This window comes from Brevundimonas lenta (assembly GCF_014196335.1).
In the GTDB taxonomy this organism is placed as follows: Bacteria; Pseudomonadota; Alphaproteobacteria; order Caulobacterales; family Caulobacteraceae; genus Brevundimonas; species Brevundimonas lenta.
Window position 1 is genome coordinate 247042 of the sequence record NZ_JACIDM010000003.1, and the last position, 16080, is coordinate 263121.

A 16080-nucleotide genomic window follows, 5' to 3' on the forward strand; every position below is an offset into this window, starting at 1 on the left:
CTTCTGCAGGGTGAGCGTTCTGGCTCCGGCCCGCCGCCGTTCAACCCGACTCACTTCCTACGCTTCGGTTCCGTGCAGCTGCCTGCGGGCGCGCTGGCGTGTGACCGCTTTCCTTCCGCGGACCAATGTCCGCTCCCGGCGCTCTGACGACCTCAGGCGCCGTCGACCCGATGTCAGCGAACCACCCTTGGCGGACCTGGCTGACGACTGTTCAGGACCCGCGAGCCCATGAAAAACGCCCGCCGGATGTCTCCGGCGGGCGCTTCCGTATTCAGATTGTCGAGGCGATCAGGCCGCGGCGCTGACGGCGCCTTCGGCCGGGTCGCGCAGGACGTAGCCGCGGCCCCAGACGGTCTCGATGTAGTGCTTGCCGCCGGCGGCGGTCGCCAGCTTCTTGCGGAGCTTGCAGATGAAGACGTCGATGATCTTCAGCTCGGGCTCGTCCATGCCGCCGTACAGGTGGTTGAGGAACATCTCCTTGGTCAGGGTCGTGCCCTTACGCAGGGAGAGGAGCTCCAGCATCTGGTATTCCTTGCCCGTCAGATGGACGCGGTGACCGTTCACCTCGACCGTCTTGGCGTCCAGATTCACGGCGATCTCGCCGGTGTGGATGATCGCCTGGGCGTGACCCTTGGAACGACGGACCACGGCGTGGGTGCGCGCGATCAGCTCGTCCTTGTGGAAGGGCTTGGTCATGTAGTCGTCGGCGCCGCCGCCGAAGGTCTTGACCTTGGTCTCGATCTCCGAGGTGCCCGAGAGGATCATGACCGGCGTATTGACCTTGCCGACGCGCAGCTGACGCAGCACTTCGAGGCCGTTCATGTCGGGCAGGTTCAGGTCGAGCAGGATCAGATCGTAATCGTAGATCTTGCCCAGATCGATGCCCTCTTCGCCGAGGTCGGTCGTGTAGACGTTGAAGCCTTCCGACTTCAGCATCAATTCGATGCTCTGCGCGGTCGCATGATCATCTTCGATTAGCAGGACGCGCATTGATGCCCCTCCAGGCAAAGCTTGGCCGCAAAACTGGCACACCGTTATCGGGTAACCTTGTTCGCAAGTTAACGCATGAAACCTTAAGAAGGGTTAACGCGCTCTCATTAACGAATCGTAGGCTGATTTGCGAATCGGCGTCGAGTGTCCCGAGTCAAGACAACGGTGTTTTTTGCAGCCCTTCCCGGCCTGCGTCCGATAACGACGTAGCGTAGGATTATATTCCTCATCCATACGCCGGCGACCAATGACCGGCGGTCATGTGGATGATGGAGAAGGGATGATGGAGGACGAGTATCAGGGGCCGACCACGGGCGAGGATCGCATCCGCGCCGGCCTGACCCTGCAGATGGTGGCGGCCTCGACCGGGGTGCCGGTCGATCAGATGACGCACAGGAACCGGCTGGAGGGACGCGCGTGCCGGGCGCGCTGGCTGGCCATGTATCTGGCGCATGTGACGTTCGGCTGGCCGACCGAGCGGGTGGGCCACGCCTTCGGTCTGAACCGGTCGACGGCGGCCCAGGCCTGTCGCCGGATCGAGGACGAGCGCGACCACCGGATGCTGGACGAGTTCCTGGATCATATGGAGCGCTGCGTGCGGCAGGTTCTGGACGCGCCGTCCTGCGAGCTGCCGGTATGAGCGCGCGGGTGCTGGGACGGGCGCGGCGGCTGCTGGCGATGCCGGACGCCTGGCTGGACGCGACGCCGGGCGGCTACGCGCTGCGGGTGGGCAAGAGCCGGCGGACCCGGCCGATGCTGTCCATCGACGAGACGGCGTTCGAGCAGCTGATCGCCGATCCGGGCCTGCGGGCGCGAAAGGGCGGCGGCTGGGTGGCGCGGGAGGCGGTCATCGCCGCCCCTGCCCTGCCCCCGGGACGGCCGGGCGTGATCGAGGGCGTGCGGATAGTGGCGGAGCCCGACGGACGCCTGCGGCCGCGGCGCGCCAACCTGGCCCGGTCGCCGATCGCCTGGCTGGCGGGGCGGACGGACGCCGAGGGGCGAAGCTGGCTGGAGCCGGTGGAGGTGGCCGCGGCCGAGCGGCTGGGTCTGGAGGCGGAGGCGGCGATGAAGGGCCCGTCGCTGACGATGCGCTGGGACGCCCTGCCCCGCAGCGGATCGGGCGGCTCAGCCTTTCGCGCGGGTCCGACCGGCCGGGTGCTGGCGGCGGGGGCCCGGGTCGAGGCGGCGCTGGCCGCCTGCGGCCCGGCGCGACGGATGGTGGAGCATGTCTGCATCCGGGCCACCGCGCTGCAGGCGGCCGAACAGGACCTGGGCCTGCGGCGGCGGACCGGCAAGGCGTTGCTGAAACAGGGCCTGCAGGCGCTGGCCGGGCACTACGGCCTGGCCGGAGGTCAGGGAACGGCGTCCTGACCGGCGAGGACCAGGGCGGCCTCGTCGCGGATGCGGCCGACCATGGCGTTCAGACCGTTGGCGCGCTGACGGGTGAGCGCCGAGGGCAGGCCGAGACGGTCGAGGGCGGCGCGGGCGTCGAAGCCGAGGATCTCGGTCGGGGTGCGGCTGGAATAGAGACGCAGCAGCAGGGCGATATTGCCCTTGGACAGGGCGCTGTCGCTGTCGGCGAGAAAGACCATGCGGTCGCCGTCGCGGCGGACGGCGAGCCAGACCTGGGCGGCGCAGCCCGAAACCTTGTTGGCGTCGATGCGATCGGCGTCCGGCAGGGGCGCGAGGTCCTTGCCCAGTTCGATGACGTATTCGATCCGTCCCTCCCAGTCGCCGAGGAGGTCGAACTCCTCGGCCAGTTCGGCGAGGACGGCGTCGATGGAAGCAGTGGAAGTCATCGCCGTCGAGATAGGCCGCGGCGGCGTTAACGACAACCGGCGCGATGGTCCCCGGAAATCGACCGCGATCCCCTTGCTTGCAGTCGCCTGAGACGGGTGGAGGCTTTGGGCGACTCAGGGCGACGGCTAGGCTCGCGCGAGGTCACCTCCGACCCGCCGCCCGCCAAATCCAGCCGATTGACCACCGCCCGTCCCACAGACCCAGCTGAAAGCGCGGCCCGCGCGGGCGCCGGCGATCGCCCGGCGCTGGCGGCGTGGCATGCGGCATGGGCGGTTTCGGCGGCGCTGCTGGCGCTGGGCGGGCGCTGGATCGGCGGCGTGGACGGCCCCGTCTTCTACAGCGTGCTGGCGATGATCGTGCCGGGTCTGGCGGGCCTGGGCCTGCTGCAGCGCGACGGCGCGGGCGAGCGGATGACCCTGCTGGGGATCTGGGGCCTGTCGGCCCTGACCTGCGCGGCGCTGTCCAGCGGCCTGACCGGACCGCTGGCGGGCTTCGTCTTCCTGCCGCTGGCGGCGGGGATCGCCATGGGCGGCGCGCGGCCGGTGCAGGTGGGCGCCCTGGCCGTGGGCGTGGCGGCGCTGGCCGGACTGTTTTCGGCGTGGATCGGCGGACCGGGCCCGAACCTGCCCGCGCTGGCGGCGATCTCGGCCGTGCTGGCGGCGGGCGCCGCGGCTCTGGCGGTGCGGCTGTCGTGGCGGCAGCGGGACGAGCGGCTGGAACTGGCCGAGGCCGAGGTGCGCCGCGTCGAGTCCCTGATGGCCGCGCAGCCGGGCCTGACCCTTATTCTTGAACCGTCGGGACGGGTGCTGGCGGCGTATGGCACGCCGCCGCCGTCGCTGCCGGTCGACCCGCTGTTCGAACAGGGGCTGGTGGCCGCGGTGCACGCGCCGGACCGGCCGCGCCTGCTGGCCGCGCTGGAACGGGCGATGCAGGGGCATGAGGGTTCAGCCGTGCTGGCGCCGCGCCTGGCGCTGGACCGGCGGGTGCAGGTGGTGCTGCGCCGCCTGGACGATCCGGCCGGGCCGCGGATCATGGGCCAGGCGTTCGACGCCACCGCCCAGTACGCGCGCGAGCTGGGCCTGGAGATCGCCCGCACCGAGGCCGAGACGCGCGAGGCCGGCAAGACGCGCTTCCTGGCCAATATGAGCCACGAGTTGCGCACGCCGCTGAACGCGGTGCTGGGCTTCTCGGACATCATGCGGCAGCGGCTGTTCGGGCCGATCCCGGATCGCTACGCCGACTACGCCGAGAACATTCACCAGGCCGGCGGCCACCTGCTGGACCTGATCAACGACCTGCTGGACGTCTCGAAGATCGAGGCCGAGCGCTACACCCTGACGACCGAGAAGTTCGACGCCCGCGAGGTGGTGTCGGCGGCGATGGCGCTGGTGCGGGTCAACGCCGAGGACAAGGGCGTGAGCCTGTCCGGCGTGCTGCCGCCCGATCCGGTCGAGGTGTCGGCGGACCGGCGCGCGATCAAGCAGATGGCGCTGAACCTGCTGTCGAACGCGGTGAAATTCACGCACGCGGGCGGGTCGGTGACCGTCGCGGTCGAGGCCATGGGTCCGTACCTGGAGATCACCGTCGCCGACACCGGCGTGGGCATCGCGCCGGAGGACGTGCAGCGTCTGGGCCGCCCGTTCGAACAGGCGGGCGGGCTGGAGCAACGCCGCCAGGGCACGGGCCTGGGCCTGTCGCTGGTGCGCGCCTTCGCCGAACTGCACGGCGGCCGGATGAGCATCGACAGCACCCTGGGCGAGGGCACGGCGGTGACCGTGCGGATGCCCGTGGCGCTGGTCGCCCGCGCGCCCGCTCCGGAAGGCGGGGCGGAGATCATCCCCCTGCCGTTGGCCGGCGGCGGCGTGAGCTGAGCCTCAGGCCACCTGTTTCTGCGTCTGCGAGAACGGGCTGAGGCCCAGCCAGCGCTGCATGTTGGACGCAAGGGCTTCGTCGCCGGTGACCATCATGCGGCCGCTGCCGCGCGCGACCCGGACCGTATCCAGCCCCATCCAGATGGCGGTCATCGTGCGCAGGTCGACGCTGACATAGAGGTCGACGTCGAAGCCGGGGTCGACCGAGCACAGGTCGACGCGGGCGTCGCCCGGCTCGACCAGCAGCCACCAGGTGCGATCCCGGGGCGCCTGCTCCGGAAACTGGACGTGGATGACGCTGCGCCGTTCCGGCAGGGGACTGACATCCAGGTTGCGGCGCATGTCCCACATCAGCAGCTGGGCATCGAGCTGCTGGAGCGAGAGGTCGGAGGTGATCCAGCGCTGGCCCCAGACGCCGAAGGCCTCGATCAGGGGCTCGAGCTCGCGCCCGGCCTCGGTGAGGCGATATTCGGAGACGGCCGGGTCCTGGGGTGACGGATGGCGGCTGAGGATGCCCGCGGACTCCAGCTCCTTGAGGCGCTGGGACAGCAGGGCGGGCGACATGCGCGGCACGCCGCGGCGCAGGTCGTTGAAGCGGGTCGAGCCGGCCACCAGTTCGCGCAGCAGCACGACGGTCCAGCGCTGGCACAGCACCTCGGCGGCCATGGCGACGGGACAGAACTGGCGATAGCTGCGGGGTATGGTCATCGGATTCTCCCAGCCTCAGAATAGCTTGGCGGACAGAAACCGGGCCAGTTCAGTTTCTGTACCGGGGTAGTTCAGTTGCTGAACTGGCCGGGGAAACCGGCGCCGGTCATCGTGGCGTCGAAGGAGAGCTTACGATGACCAAAAATACCATACTCTGGGTCGCCCGGGCCGACCGCGTCGCCGAGGCGATCACCGCCCAGGCCGCCGCCCACGACGCCGACGACAGCTTCGTCGCCGACGCCTATGCGCAATTGAAGGCCGAGGGCCTGTTCAAGGCGCTGGTGCCGGTCGAGTTCGGCGGCGGCGGGGCGGACGTGGAGACGATGTGCCGGGTGATCCGCCGGCTGGGCGCGGCGTGCGGGTCGACCGCCCTCGCCTTCGCCATGCACAGCCACCTGGTGGCGGTGGCGGCCTGGCGGCACAAAAATCAGGGCGCGCCGACCGAGGGTCTGCTGAAGCGGGTGGCGGCCGAGGATCTGGTGCTGGTGTCCAGCGGCGGGTCCGACTGGCTGGCCAGCGGCGGCGTCGCCACGAAGGTCGAGGGCGGCTTCCGGATCACGGCGCGCAAGCCGTTCTCGAGCGGCTGTCCGGCCGGAGACCTGCTGATGACCAGCGCGGTCTGGGACGATCCCGAAGGCGGGCCGACGGTGCTGCATTTCGCCGTGCCGCTGAAGGCGGAGGGGGTGAAGATCCTCGACACCTGGCGGACCATGGGGATGCGGGGCACCGGTTCGAACGACATCGAGCTGACCGAGGTGTTCGTGCCGGAGGCGGCGATCTCCGGACGTCGGCCGCAGGGGCCGTGGCACATGCTGTTCCACATCATCAGCATGATCGCCTTCCCGCTGATCTACTCTGCCTATGTCGGCGTGGCCGAGGGCGCGCGGGCGCAGGCGCTGGCGATCGCCCGCAAGCGGCCCGAGGACGCCACCCTGCCCTTCGTCGTCGGCGAGATGGAGAACGCCTTCGCCGCCGCCGAGATGGCGTGGGAGCGGATGGTGGCCACGGCGATGACCGGCACACCCGGGCCCGAGACGACCGGCCGGGCGATGATCGGACGCACCCTCGTCGCCGACGGCGCCATCAGGACGGTGGAGCGGGCGATGGAGACGGCCGGCGGCCAGGCCTTCTATCGCAAGGCCGGGCTGGAGCGGGCGTTTCGCGACGTGCAGGCCGCGCGCTTCCATCCGCTGCAGGAGAAGCCACAGCTGCGCTACAGCGGCCGGCTGGCCCTCGGCTGGGACATCGACGGCTAGAGCACGCCCATGGCGAGGAAGGCCCGGCCGGCGGTGAAGTCGCCGGCTTCGAAGGGCACGGTCGCGACGCTGCCGTCGCGGAAGTGGAATTCGATGGCGAAGCTTTCGCGCGGGTCCAGCTTTTCGAGCGCGGCGGCGGCGGAGGCGGGGAACCGCCAGGCGTCGCCGTCGCGTTTGCCGTCGGACAGCAGGGTGGCGTCGGCGGTCGAGACGCCGGTGGCCCACAGGCTGGCGCGGGCGGACTCGGGCGCGAGGTTGTCGCCGGCCAGCCAGGGACGCGGCAGCTTCGACGGATCGCGCAGGACGATGCGGGCGGCGTAGGGGCGCGGCCGGCCGTACCAGCTGACCACCGCGGTCAGGTCCGAGGCGGCCTGGTCCTTGCCCGCGAGGCCGAAGGCGACCGGCGAGGCGCCGATGGCCGAAGTCTGGTGCAGACGCCAGGTCGGGCGGGCGTAGCCGGTGCGGTTGGCGACCCAGTGGGCGCGATCGCCCGGGAAGGTCATGCGCGAGGTGCGGGCCCAGCCGGCGAAGGCGCCGTCGACGCGGTCGCGCACGGTGGCCAGCTGCGGATCCGCGCACGACACGGCGCCGGCGCGGGCGCGGGCCCGGGCGGCGACGGCGGCGAGATCGGCCGGAGAGGTTCCCGAACGGAGGGCGGCGCCGCGCGCCTGGGCGGTGGCGGCGTCGAGCGCCCGGCCGACCTGCGGCTGGAACAGATCACAGCGCGCGTCGGCGGCGACCACGAAGGCGCGCTCGTAATAGGTGTCGGACGCGCCCGCGAAGGCGCTCGCCGGCGCCAGCAGCGCGGCGGCCGCGACAAGCGCGGCTTGGGTCCTGGAGGCGTTCTGCCCTATCTTCATAAGCCGCACCCTACGCATCAGGCGTTCCGGTCCGGTTTCCGAGCAGGGTTATCAGTTTGCTACTTTCGAGCGATGTGTGGGTGGCCGCCCTGATCCGCCGTGCCGAGATCGGCGGGGCCTTCGCCACCGTCGCGCGCAGGGGCGATGCGCGGGCCGGGACGGTGATCGTCAAGGTGTTCGACACGTCCAACCGCCGCGCCAGACTCTATAGTGAGGCCTTCGGCACCGACGGCGAGCGGCTGTGGATGCAGCCCATCGAAAGCGAGTTCGAGAGCGAGCTGGACGAATATCTGCAGCGGCAAGTGAAGTACGATCCCGATCTCTGGATTGTTGAAATCGAAGACCGCGAGGCGCGGCATTTCATCACGGAAAAAGTGGCCTGAGCAGCGACAGCCTGACGGTTGGATATTGTCCAACCGCCGCCTGATATGCGAACCCTCCCCGCCTTGGGGGGAGTAAATCCATGAATAGAGACTTGTTGGCCCGCGGTGCGGGCGTGGGCCTTGTCGCGCTCGGCGGCCTGATCACGTACTGGGCCGTCGTCCAGCCGCTGCAACTGGCGCAATCGGGCGCGGCCGAGATCAGCTTCGAGCTGCGCGGTCTGTTCCTTGTGCCGTGGGGCTTCATCTTCGGCCTGCTGTACATCTTCGGCGGCGAGAAGGCCGACACCCTGGTGCGCCAGGAAGGTCAGCCGCGCTTCACCAAATGGGGCTGGGTCATCTCGATCGGCTCGGCCGCGATCGGCGCCCTGGTCTACTGGTGGTTCACCACCCAGATCGCGGCGATGGGCTACGTCCAGGCCTGATCCGGGCAAGATGGAAACCGGCGGGTTAACGCCCGCCGGGATCGTCGCAAATCCTTAACCGCGTTCGGGAACGGAACCGCAAGCCAGCCTGGCTATGGTCACATCCAACGGGCCGCAATGAGCCCGGTGATGGTGGGTGTTCCCGATGCTGTTTCTGCTGAACGACGTCGTGTTCGATCTGGACGAGACCTGCCCGGTCACGCCCAACGACGCGCGCCGCTTCGACAACCTCAGCCTCGACTATGTGCTGGAGCTGGGTTGCGAGCTGTTCGCCGAAGACCCGCTTCTGCACAAGAACGACCCGCAACGCGCCCGCCGTCTGGCGTGGCTGATCCACGACCGCAGCCCGGAAGTGAACGCGGCGCTGTTCGCGGCGCCGGAAGCCGGCTGCAACCCGGATCTGGTGGAGCCGCAGTTCTGCGCCCTGCCGGAAGCCATCATGGTGCAGCTGAAGAACCGCGCCTCGAAGGGCAAGCTGGACGCCGTGGCCGCCGACAAGGCCGTGTGGATGCGCCTCGCCGCCTGATACGGCTCTGCTGGCCCTGAGGTTGTTGATCCGCTACCTGCAGTCTTCAGAGACCCGGGGCGCGAAAATGAACCTTACGACGATCGTGAAAGCGGTCGCCATGTCCATCATGGCGGCGACGATGCTGGCCGCCGGACCAGCGCGGGCCGAGTGGCTGAAGGCCGAAAGCCGCAACTTCGTCATCTATTCGCAGGGCACCGAGAGCTCGCTTCGCCGGTACGCGCGGACGCTGGAGCTTTACGACTACATCCTTCGCGCCGGCATGGGCATGCCGCTGGATGCGCCGCCCGCGCGCCAGCTGCCGATCTTCCTGGTGCATGGCCGGAACGGCTTGCTCGAGATTCATCCGGGCTCGCCCCCGCACGCCGCCGGAACCTATTTCCCCGCCTCGGAAGGCATCTTCGCCGCCGCGTTCAGCGACCGCGAAATGGACTTCCTGCTGCACGAGTATTTCCACCACTTCAGCTTCCAGAACGGGACGGCGGCGCAGCTGCCGGGCTGGCTGGTGGAAGGCCTGGCCGAATATTTCATGACCGCGGAAGTGCGCGGCAACACCGTCCGCATCGGCAACTACAACGCCAACCGGGCCGACTGGCTGTTGAACGCCAACTGGCTGCCGCTGGAGGAATTGCTGTCGAAACGGCCGCGCGAGATCACGCGAACCGGCCACCGCGACACCTACTATCCGGTGGCCTGGCTGATGACCCACTGGTTCATGAGCGACGACACCCGCCGGGGGCAGCTGGGCGCCTACGAACAGGCTGTCTCGGGCGGCGCCGATCCGGTCGACGCGATGGAGAGCGCGACGGGGATGACCCTGGCCGAAATCCGGTCGGCGCTGCGGTCGTACATGCGCGGGTCGCTGCAGATCCGGATCTATGAGATCAACCGGCCGGAGCCGGAGATCACCGTCACCCGCCTGCCGGAGTCGGCGGATGACCTGCTGCTGCTGGGACAGAGGCTGAAGGTCGGGGTCCCCGAGGATCAACGTGCCGCCACGGCGGCGCTGGTTCGCCAGCGGGCGGCGCGGCATCCCGACGACCCGTTCGCCATGCTGCAGCTGGGCCATGCGGAGTTGCATTTCGGCGAACCGGAGGCGGGCGAGGCGGTGCTGCTGCGACTGCTGGAGATCGAACCGACGAACGTCGAGGCACTGCAACTGCTGGCCAGCCGGCACATGCGCCTTGCGGCGGGGGATCCGGAGAACGGGGAGACCCACATGCGGCGCGCGCGCGGCTATCTGGGCCGGGCCTATTCGGCGAACAACGAGCAGTACTACACGCTCTACATGCTGGCGCAGACGCGCGAGGGCGGGCCCGGCTATCCGAACGAGAACGATCTGCTGACCTGGCACCTGGCCTATGAACGGGCGCCGCAACTGACCGGCATTCGCCTGGGGTATGCGTCGGCGCTGATGGAGGCGGAGGAGTACGGGACCGCCATCGCCCTGCTGGAGCCGCTGGCCAACGCCCCGCACGGGGGCGGGTCGTCCGACGCCGCACAGGAGCTGCTGGAGCGCGCCAGAGCAGGCGCAGCGCCGTTCACCCGGGACGAACGCGATGCGGTCGAGGAAGCGGCCTCGACCTCCCCCACCCAGCCGGATCAGGATGCGTCACAGCCCGCCGAACCGGAGCCCGCTGAGGGAACCTAAAGCACCGCGTTGAAGACGACGTGCACCACGATCGCGCACAGGACGATCAGGCCGAAGCCGGCTGCGAGGCAGAGCGCGGGGTGAGGTTGGTTCGGCGCCGGTGGGGGCGTTTCGGGCAGGTCGAGAGCCATGGCCGTTCCTTCGTTTCCAGAGGCGGCGCCCGATTGCGTGACCGGGTCGTCTCGCGTGACAGGACGATGACTCCAAAAACCTGACGTGGCGAGGGGTTATTGCATCGCTCCGGGCGAGGCTGGCCGTCGCCTCGCTTCGTGCTACCCTGGAGGCGTGTCCGGGGGGAAACCATGAAGGCTCTGCAACTACTGGTGGCGTGCGTCGCCATGCTCGTGCTGTCGGCGGCGGGAAGCGCCTCGGCGGCGGACTGGCATCGCGCCGAGACGCCCCGGTTCATCGTCTACAGCAACGGCGATCCCACGAGCCTGCGGGAAGCGGCGCTTGAGCTGGAGCTGTACGACAGCGCGCTTCGCTTCATGCACGGCCTCGACGTCAACGCCGCGCCGGCGCGCAAGCTGTCGATCTATCTGGTCCGCGATACGGCCGGACTGCGCCAGGTCTCGCCGGATGCGCCGGAGATGATGCGCGGCTTCTACCGGGCCTCGAACGACGAGATTTTCGCCATCGCCATCCGCGAGCGGCGCAACATGCGCACGCTGCTGCACGAATACGCGCACCACTTCATGCTGGCGAATTTCGCCTCCGGCTATCCGTCGTGGCTGGTCGAGGGCTACGCCGAGTATTTCGGCACGGCCGACATCGACGCGCACCAGATCACCATCGGCCTGCCTGACCCCGACCGGCAGTCGTGGCTGAGCTATGCGGACTGGCTTCCGCTGCGCTCGGTGCTGGAAGGCCGGCCGTCGGACTTCAATACGAACATCCAGGTGACCCAGTTCTACGGCCAGTCGTGGATGCTGACGCACTGGTTCATGTCCGACGCCGCGCGGCTGCGCCAGCTGGTCGCCTACGCCCAGAACCTGCAGGCGGGGATGGACCCGGTCGAGGCGATCGAGGACGCGACCGGCATGAGCGTGGCCGACCTCGAGCGGACCCTGAAGGCCTACGCCGGCCAGCGGGTGGCGCTGAAGCGCTTCTCGGCCGACCAGTTCGCGCGGCCCAACGTCGAGATCACGACGCTGTCGCCCGGAGCGGGCGACCTGCTGCTGGCGAGCCTGCGGCTAAACAACCCGCTGGGCGAGGAAGGCGGCGCCCAGGCGCTGGGACTGATCCGGGCCAAGGCCGCGCGCTATCCCGGCGATCCGTTCGTCGAAACCGTGCTGGCGCGCGCCGAGATCGACTACGGCGACCCGCAGACGGCGGAGGCCGTGCTGCAGCGTCGTCTGGCGGCCAATGCGGACGATATCGACGCCCTTATGCTGCTGGCCAGAATCCGGCTGAAGGCGATGGAAACCGCGGGCGACAACGAGCTGGCGATGGGCCGCGAGGCGCGCAACTTCCTGGCCCGCGCCTACCAGTTGGACCCCAACCGCTATCAAATCCTGTACCAGCTGGGTCAGGTGCGGCAGCTGTCGTCCAACTATCCGACCGACAACGACATGGCCTCGATCCTGACCGCCTATGACCTGGCGCCGCAGGTGGGCTCCATCCGCTTCGCCGCGGCCCGGGCGCACCTGATGCGGCGCGAGTACGACGAAGGGATCACCCTGCTGGAGCCGCTGGCGAACGATCCCCACTCGGACGGAACGGCGGCGGCGGCCAAGGCGATGATCGCCCGCGCCGTCTCGATGCGCGACGGGACGACCACCACCGACGTCATCGAGGTGGTGGTCGAAGCCCCGGCGGAGTGACTTTCGGGCCGGGCCGCGCCCGTTCGCGCGGCCCCCTAGCGAGGGCCTTCGCCCTCGCATCGGGTGACTTTCCCGCCGGGCCGCGCTAGTTCGCGCGGCCCAAGGACCGAACATGTCGAAACTGACCCTCCAGGATGAGGCCCTGCGCCGCAGGACCTTCGCCATCATCGCGCACCCCGATGCGGGCAAGACCACGCTGACCGAGCACATCCTGCTGGCGGGCGGCGCCATCCGCGCGGCCGGCGCCGTGCGGGCGCGGGGCGAGAACCGCCGCACGCGTTCGGACTGGATGAAGATCGAGAAGGAGCGCGGCATCTCGGTCAGCGCCTCGGTCATGACGTTCGAGCACGACGGCAAGATGTTCAACCTGCTGGACACGCCGGGCCACGAGGACTTCTCGGAAGACACCTACCGGACGCTGACCGCCGCCGACTGCGCCATCATGGTGCTGGACGCCGCCAAGGGCATCGAGCCGCAGACGCTGAAGCTGTTCGAGGTCTGCCGTCTGCGCGACATCCCGATCATCACCTTCATCAACAAGCTGGACCGCGAGGCCCAGGACCCGATGGCGCTGCTGGACGATATCGCCAGCCGCCTGCAGCTGGACCCGGCGCCGATCTGGTGGCCGGCGGAGAGCGGCAACCGCCTGCGCGGGATGGTCGAGCTGGGGACCGGGACGTTCCAGCCCTATGCGAAGAAAATCGCCGGGGCCGCCGAGGACCCCGGCCACCCCGAGGCGCTGCCGCTGGCCGACGCCGCGGAGTATTTCGAGGAAGGCGAACAGCAGGCGCTGACCGATGCGCTGGAGCTGGTCGAGGGCGGCTATCCGGCGTTCGATCGCCAATCGTTCCTGGAAGGCCATCTGACGCCGGTGCTGTGGGGCTCGGCCCTGCGCCACTTCGGCATCGACGAACTGCTGAAGGCGATCGGCGAATGGGCCCCGGCGCCCAAGGTGATGAAGGCGCAGAAGGCCGCGCCGCCGGAAACGCGCAACGCCCCTGCCCCGGTCGACACGACGGTGGAGCCCGGCTCGACCGAGGTGACCGGTTTCGTGTTCAAGGTGCAGGCGAACATGGACCCGAACCACCGGGACCGGATCGCGATGTTCCGGATGGCGTCGGGCAGCTTCAAGCGCGGCATGAAGCTGAAGGTGCAGAACACGGGCAAGTCGCTGAGCGTGAATGCGCCGATCATGTTCTTCGCCTCGGACCGCGAACTGGCCGAGGACGCCTATGCGGGCGACGTGATCGGGATCCCGAACCACGGCGTGCTGCGGGTCGGCGACAGCCTGTCGGAGAGCGGCATGATCCGCTTCGCCGGCCTGCCGAATTTCGCGCCGGAAATCCTGCAGCGCGTGCGGGTCAAGGATCCGCTGAAGGCCAAGCACCTGAAGAAGGCGCTGGAGGGCCTGGCCGAAGAAGGCGTCACCCAGCTGTTCCGGCCGGAACTGGGTTCGGACTTCATCGTCGGCGCCGTGGGCCAGCTGCAGTTCGAGGTCATGGCCGACCGGCTGGGCGAGGAATACGGGCTGGAGGTGATCTTCGAGCCGAGCCCCTACGCCGAGGCGCGCTGGATCGGCGGCGCGAAGGCCGACCTTGAGGATTTCGCGGGCAAGTACCGCGGCCAGATGGCGAGCGACATCGACAACGACCCGGTGTTCCTGGCCAAGTCGAGCTGGGAGACTGGCTATGTCGGCGAGCGCTTCCCGAAGGTGGCGTTCACGAAGACCAAGGAACGCGGCTAGGCTGTTCGCGTATCGGCGATATTGCTACTTGAAATAGGCAAACCTCGCGCCTAGCGTGCCGGTCCTCGCATGAACGCAAGGACCTCCGTGGATGTCGACGCCGAGTGTGCTGGCCATCGTCGATGCGGCGACGGCCGAGTGGGCCCATTGGGGCAAGGCGACCTGGAACTGCATCACGGGCGCGAAGTCGTCCGGCTTCCACGTCGACGATGAAACCGCCTATGCGCGGTATGTCATCGACACCTATCTGCCGCTGCATTTCCGGCCGCCGATCCGGTGGCCGAGCCCGGCGGATATCAGCAACGACGACTACTACTGGTCCGCCGTCTGCGTCTCCTACATCATGCGCAAGGCGGGCTTCGCGCCGGCGGACTTCCCGATCGGGCAGGCGCATTCGACCTACGTCACCTGGGCGATCAAGAACCGGAAATCCGGGACGCCGGCGGCCTACTGGGGCTATCGCGTCGACGATGCGCTGGCGACGCCGGAGGTGGGCGACATCATCGCCTATGCGCGCGGGCGCAACATGACCCGGGCCAAGGCCCTTACCTATTACGACCGGACCGGCGGCTATGAGAGCCATGCGGACATCGTGGTGGCGAAGCGGCCGGGCGAGATCGATGTGATCGGCGGCAATGTCCGGGACTCCGTGACGAAGAAGACGCTTCGCATCGACGCCTCCGGCCGTATCGCCGACCCCCATCATCACTGGTTCGCGGTCATGCGGCGACGCGACCTCGCGGCCGGGGCCACGGCCCTGATTTCGCCGACGGACTGGCGTCAGGCGGCGGTGAAGATCACCTGCGGGTTCGAGGTCAACGGCGATCCCTATGAGGGGGTGTCCGGCGATTTCGACGGCATGGGGGTGTCGTGCGGCGCCCTGCAATGGAACATCGGTTCGAACTCGCTGCAGCCGATGGTGAAGGCGGTGGGCAAGCCCGCCGTGCTCGCCGCCATGCCGACGCTGGGCGCGGCGTTCTGGACGGCCTGCAACGGATCGGTGAGCGCGGGGCTGACCACTGTCCGCGGCTGGCAGAGCGGGTCGAAGCTGAACGCCACGGCGAAGGCCGAGCTGAAGGCGCTGATGGGGTCCGCCGGCATGCGCGCCGAGCAGGACAAGCGCATCGACGAGGTGGCGGACCGGGCGCAGGCGGCGATGGACCGATGGGTCGCCGACGGCGGGACGTCGAGCAAGCGGCTGTTCTGCTGGTTCTTCGACCTGGTGACCCAGAACGGGGGAATGAAGACGCTCACCCGGGCCAAGGTCCTGGCCTTCATCGCAGCCGCCGGACCGGCCAACGCGGACGACGTGGTCTGCGATTTCCTGGCCGGTCAGGCCGGAACCGGTCATGCGAAGGATGCGAGGGCCAATGGCGCCCTGTGGCGGGGCGTGACCGGTGAGAAGCTGGAACTGCTGGTGATGTCCTATCTGCGCTCGGACCTGTCCGCGTCGGCGTGGCGGCTTCCGGTCATGAACCGCAAGGGCGCCATTGCGATCGGCAAGGGCCACGTCAACGGCGGCCTGTGGGACTTCTCCGCCCTCGGGCTTTGAGCGACACGGCGGCGCGGAGATCGCCGTACCGGGTGAAACCCGGACTTCCCCCCGTCTCCCGACCGTGGTTCTCTGTCAGGACCAGCGGCCCGGGCGTGCCGTGGAGGACCCCATGCTCGCGATGGCCATCACGGCCGTGCTTTCCTTCAGCGCCCCCCAGGCGGCGCAGGGCGACCTCCTGCCCTATGAGGAAATCGTGCGCTGCGCCGGCCTGACCCAGGCGGCGTCGGAGCTGGAAGGCGGCGAGAGCAGCGAGGGCCGGTCCCTGTACGACGCCGCCCTGTACTGGTCGCTGACGGCGATTCAGGCCGCCCACACCGCCGGGCGCGCCCCCAGCGTCGCCGAAACCGACCAGACGCGGGCCCGCATCCGGGCCGTGCGGGAGCTGAGCGCCAACGACGCCGCAGCGCGGACGGAGTTGCAACGATGCCGCGCCCGGGCGCCGACGCTGGGCTGACCGCTTTCACCCGCTGGCGCCCCGCCCGCACCGGTTG

General features: G+C 69.2%; 17 protein-coding genes. 12 read left to right on the forward strand and 5 right to left on the reverse strand.

Annotation, left to right across the window (positions count from 1 at the left end):
- Positions 1-288: 288 nt before the first annotated feature.
- Positions 289-990 carry a response regulator transcription factor CtrA gene (ctrA, locus tag GGR12_RS14470; protein WP_092311341.1) on the reverse strand — a complete coding sequence of 234 codons (702 nt, stop codon included), beginning with the start codon at positions 988-990 and terminating at the stop codon, positions 289-291.
- A 280-nt stretch (positions 991-1270) separates the two neighbouring features.
- Here ctrA and GGR12_RS14475 point away from each other — a divergent pair, with 280 nt between their 5' ends.
- Both GGR12_RS14475 and GGR12_RS14480 read left to right on the forward strand, forming a co-directional pair.
- A complete protein-coding gene (locus GGR12_RS14475) occupies positions 1271-1630 on the forward strand; it encodes a helix-turn-helix domain-containing protein (RefSeq protein WP_246328943.1) in 360 nt (119 codons plus the stop codon).
- Positions 1627-2361, forward strand: coding sequence for a DUF6456 domain-containing protein (locus tag GGR12_RS14480; protein ID WP_183205160.1), 735 nt, complete (start codon positions 1627-1629; stop codon positions 2359-2361). The genes GGR12_RS14475 and GGR12_RS14480 overlap by 4 nt, the downstream gene beginning before the upstream one ends.
- Here GGR12_RS14480 and GGR12_RS14485 read toward each other — a convergent pair.
- On the reverse strand, positions 2343-2789 hold the full coding sequence (locus tag GGR12_RS14485; RefSeq protein WP_183205161.1) for a SufE family protein: 447 nt from the start codon (positions 2787-2789) through the stop codon (positions 2343-2345). The genes GGR12_RS14480 and GGR12_RS14485 overlap by 19 nt on opposite strands.
- Before the next feature lie 177 nt (positions 2790-2966).
- Between GGR12_RS14485 and GGR12_RS14490 the strand changes: the two genes are divergently transcribed.
- Complete coding sequence (locus GGR12_RS14490; protein WP_246328944.1) at positions 2967-4661, forward strand: sensor histidine kinase; 1695 nt, start codon at positions 2967-2969, stop codon at positions 4659-4661.
- A 3-nt stretch (positions 4662-4664) separates the two neighbouring features.
- On the opposite strand, the gene GGR12_RS14495 is transcribed toward GGR12_RS14490, so the two are convergent.
- Positions 4665-5369, reverse strand: a complete 705-nt coding sequence (locus tag GGR12_RS14495) for a winged helix-turn-helix transcriptional regulator (protein WP_183205162.1) — start codon at positions 5367-5369, stop codon at positions 4665-4667.
- A gap of 134 nt (positions 5370-5503) precedes the next feature.
- On the opposite strand from GGR12_RS14495, the gene GGR12_RS14500 reads away from it, so the two are divergent.
- Positions 5504-6625 (forward strand): acyl-CoA dehydrogenase family protein, encoded by a 1122-nt coding sequence (locus tag GGR12_RS14500; RefSeq protein ID WP_183205163.1) that lies wholly within the window; start codon positions 5504-5506, stop codon positions 6623-6625.
- On the opposite strand, the gene GGR12_RS14505 is transcribed toward GGR12_RS14500, so the two are convergent.
- Entirely contained in the window at positions 6622-7485 is an 864-nt protein-coding gene (locus GGR12_RS14505) for a hypothetical protein (protein ID WP_221212402.1), read from the reverse strand. The genes GGR12_RS14500 and GGR12_RS14505 overlap by 4 nt on opposite strands.
- Positions 7486-7541: 56 nt before the next feature.
- On the opposite strand from GGR12_RS14505, the gene GGR12_RS14510 reads away from it, so the two are divergent.
- From GGR12_RS14510 to GGR12_RS14525, 4 genes are all read left to right on the forward strand, one after another.
- A complete protein-coding gene (locus tag GGR12_RS14510) occupies positions 7542-7868 on the forward strand; it encodes a DUF1491 family protein (protein ID WP_183205164.1) in 327 nt (108 codons plus the stop codon).
- 80 nt (positions 7869-7948) lie between these two features.
- Positions 7949-8290, forward strand: a complete 342-nt coding sequence (locus GGR12_RS14515; RefSeq protein WP_183205165.1) for a hypothetical protein — start codon at positions 7949-7951, stop codon at positions 8288-8290.
- Positions 8291-8435: 145 nt separating this feature from the next.
- Positions 8436-8816 carry a hypothetical protein gene (locus GGR12_RS14520; protein ID WP_183205166.1) on the forward strand — a complete coding sequence of 127 codons (381 nt, stop codon included), beginning with the start codon at positions 8436-8438 and terminating at the stop codon, positions 8814-8816.
- Between the two features lie 67 nt (positions 8817-8883).
- Positions 8884-10467: a tetratricopeptide repeat protein gene (locus GGR12_RS14525; protein ID WP_183205167.1), complete on the forward strand. Its 1584-nt coding sequence runs from the start codon at positions 8884-8886 to the stop codon at positions 10465-10467.
- On the opposite strand, the gene GGR12_RS16770 is transcribed toward GGR12_RS14525, so the two are convergent.
- Entirely contained in the window at positions 10464-10598 is a 135-nt protein-coding gene (locus GGR12_RS16770) for a hypothetical protein (protein ID WP_281378600.1), read from the reverse strand. The genes GGR12_RS14525 and GGR12_RS16770 overlap by 4 nt on opposite strands.
- Positions 10599-10769: 171 nt before the next feature.
- Between GGR12_RS16770 and GGR12_RS14530 the strand changes: the two genes are divergently transcribed.
- The 4 genes from GGR12_RS14530 to GGR12_RS14545 all read left to right on the forward strand — a co-directional run bounded on the left by GGR12_RS14530 (position 10770) and on the right by GGR12_RS14545 (position 16043).
- The gene (locus tag GGR12_RS14530) at positions 10770-12290 is read left to right on the forward strand and encodes a hypothetical protein (RefSeq protein ID WP_183205168.1); all 1521 of its coding nucleotides are present in this window, start codon (positions 10770-10772) and stop codon (positions 12288-12290) included.
- A 112-nt stretch (positions 12291-12402) separates the two neighbouring features.
- Positions 12403-14034: a peptide chain release factor 3 gene (locus GGR12_RS14535; protein WP_183205169.1), complete on the forward strand. Its 1632-nt coding sequence runs from the start codon at positions 12403-12405 to the stop codon at positions 14032-14034.
- Between the two features lie 91 nt (positions 14035-14125).
- A complete protein-coding gene (locus GGR12_RS14540) occupies positions 14126-15586 on the forward strand; it encodes a DUF2272 domain-containing protein (RefSeq protein ID WP_183205170.1) in 1461 nt (486 codons plus the stop codon).
- A 112-nt stretch (positions 15587-15698) separates the two neighbouring features.
- On the forward strand, positions 15699-16043 hold the full coding sequence (locus tag GGR12_RS14545) for a hypothetical protein (RefSeq protein WP_183205171.1): 345 nt from the start codon (positions 15699-15701) through the stop codon (positions 16041-16043).
- The last annotated feature ends 37 nt before the right edge of the window (positions 16044-16080 follow it).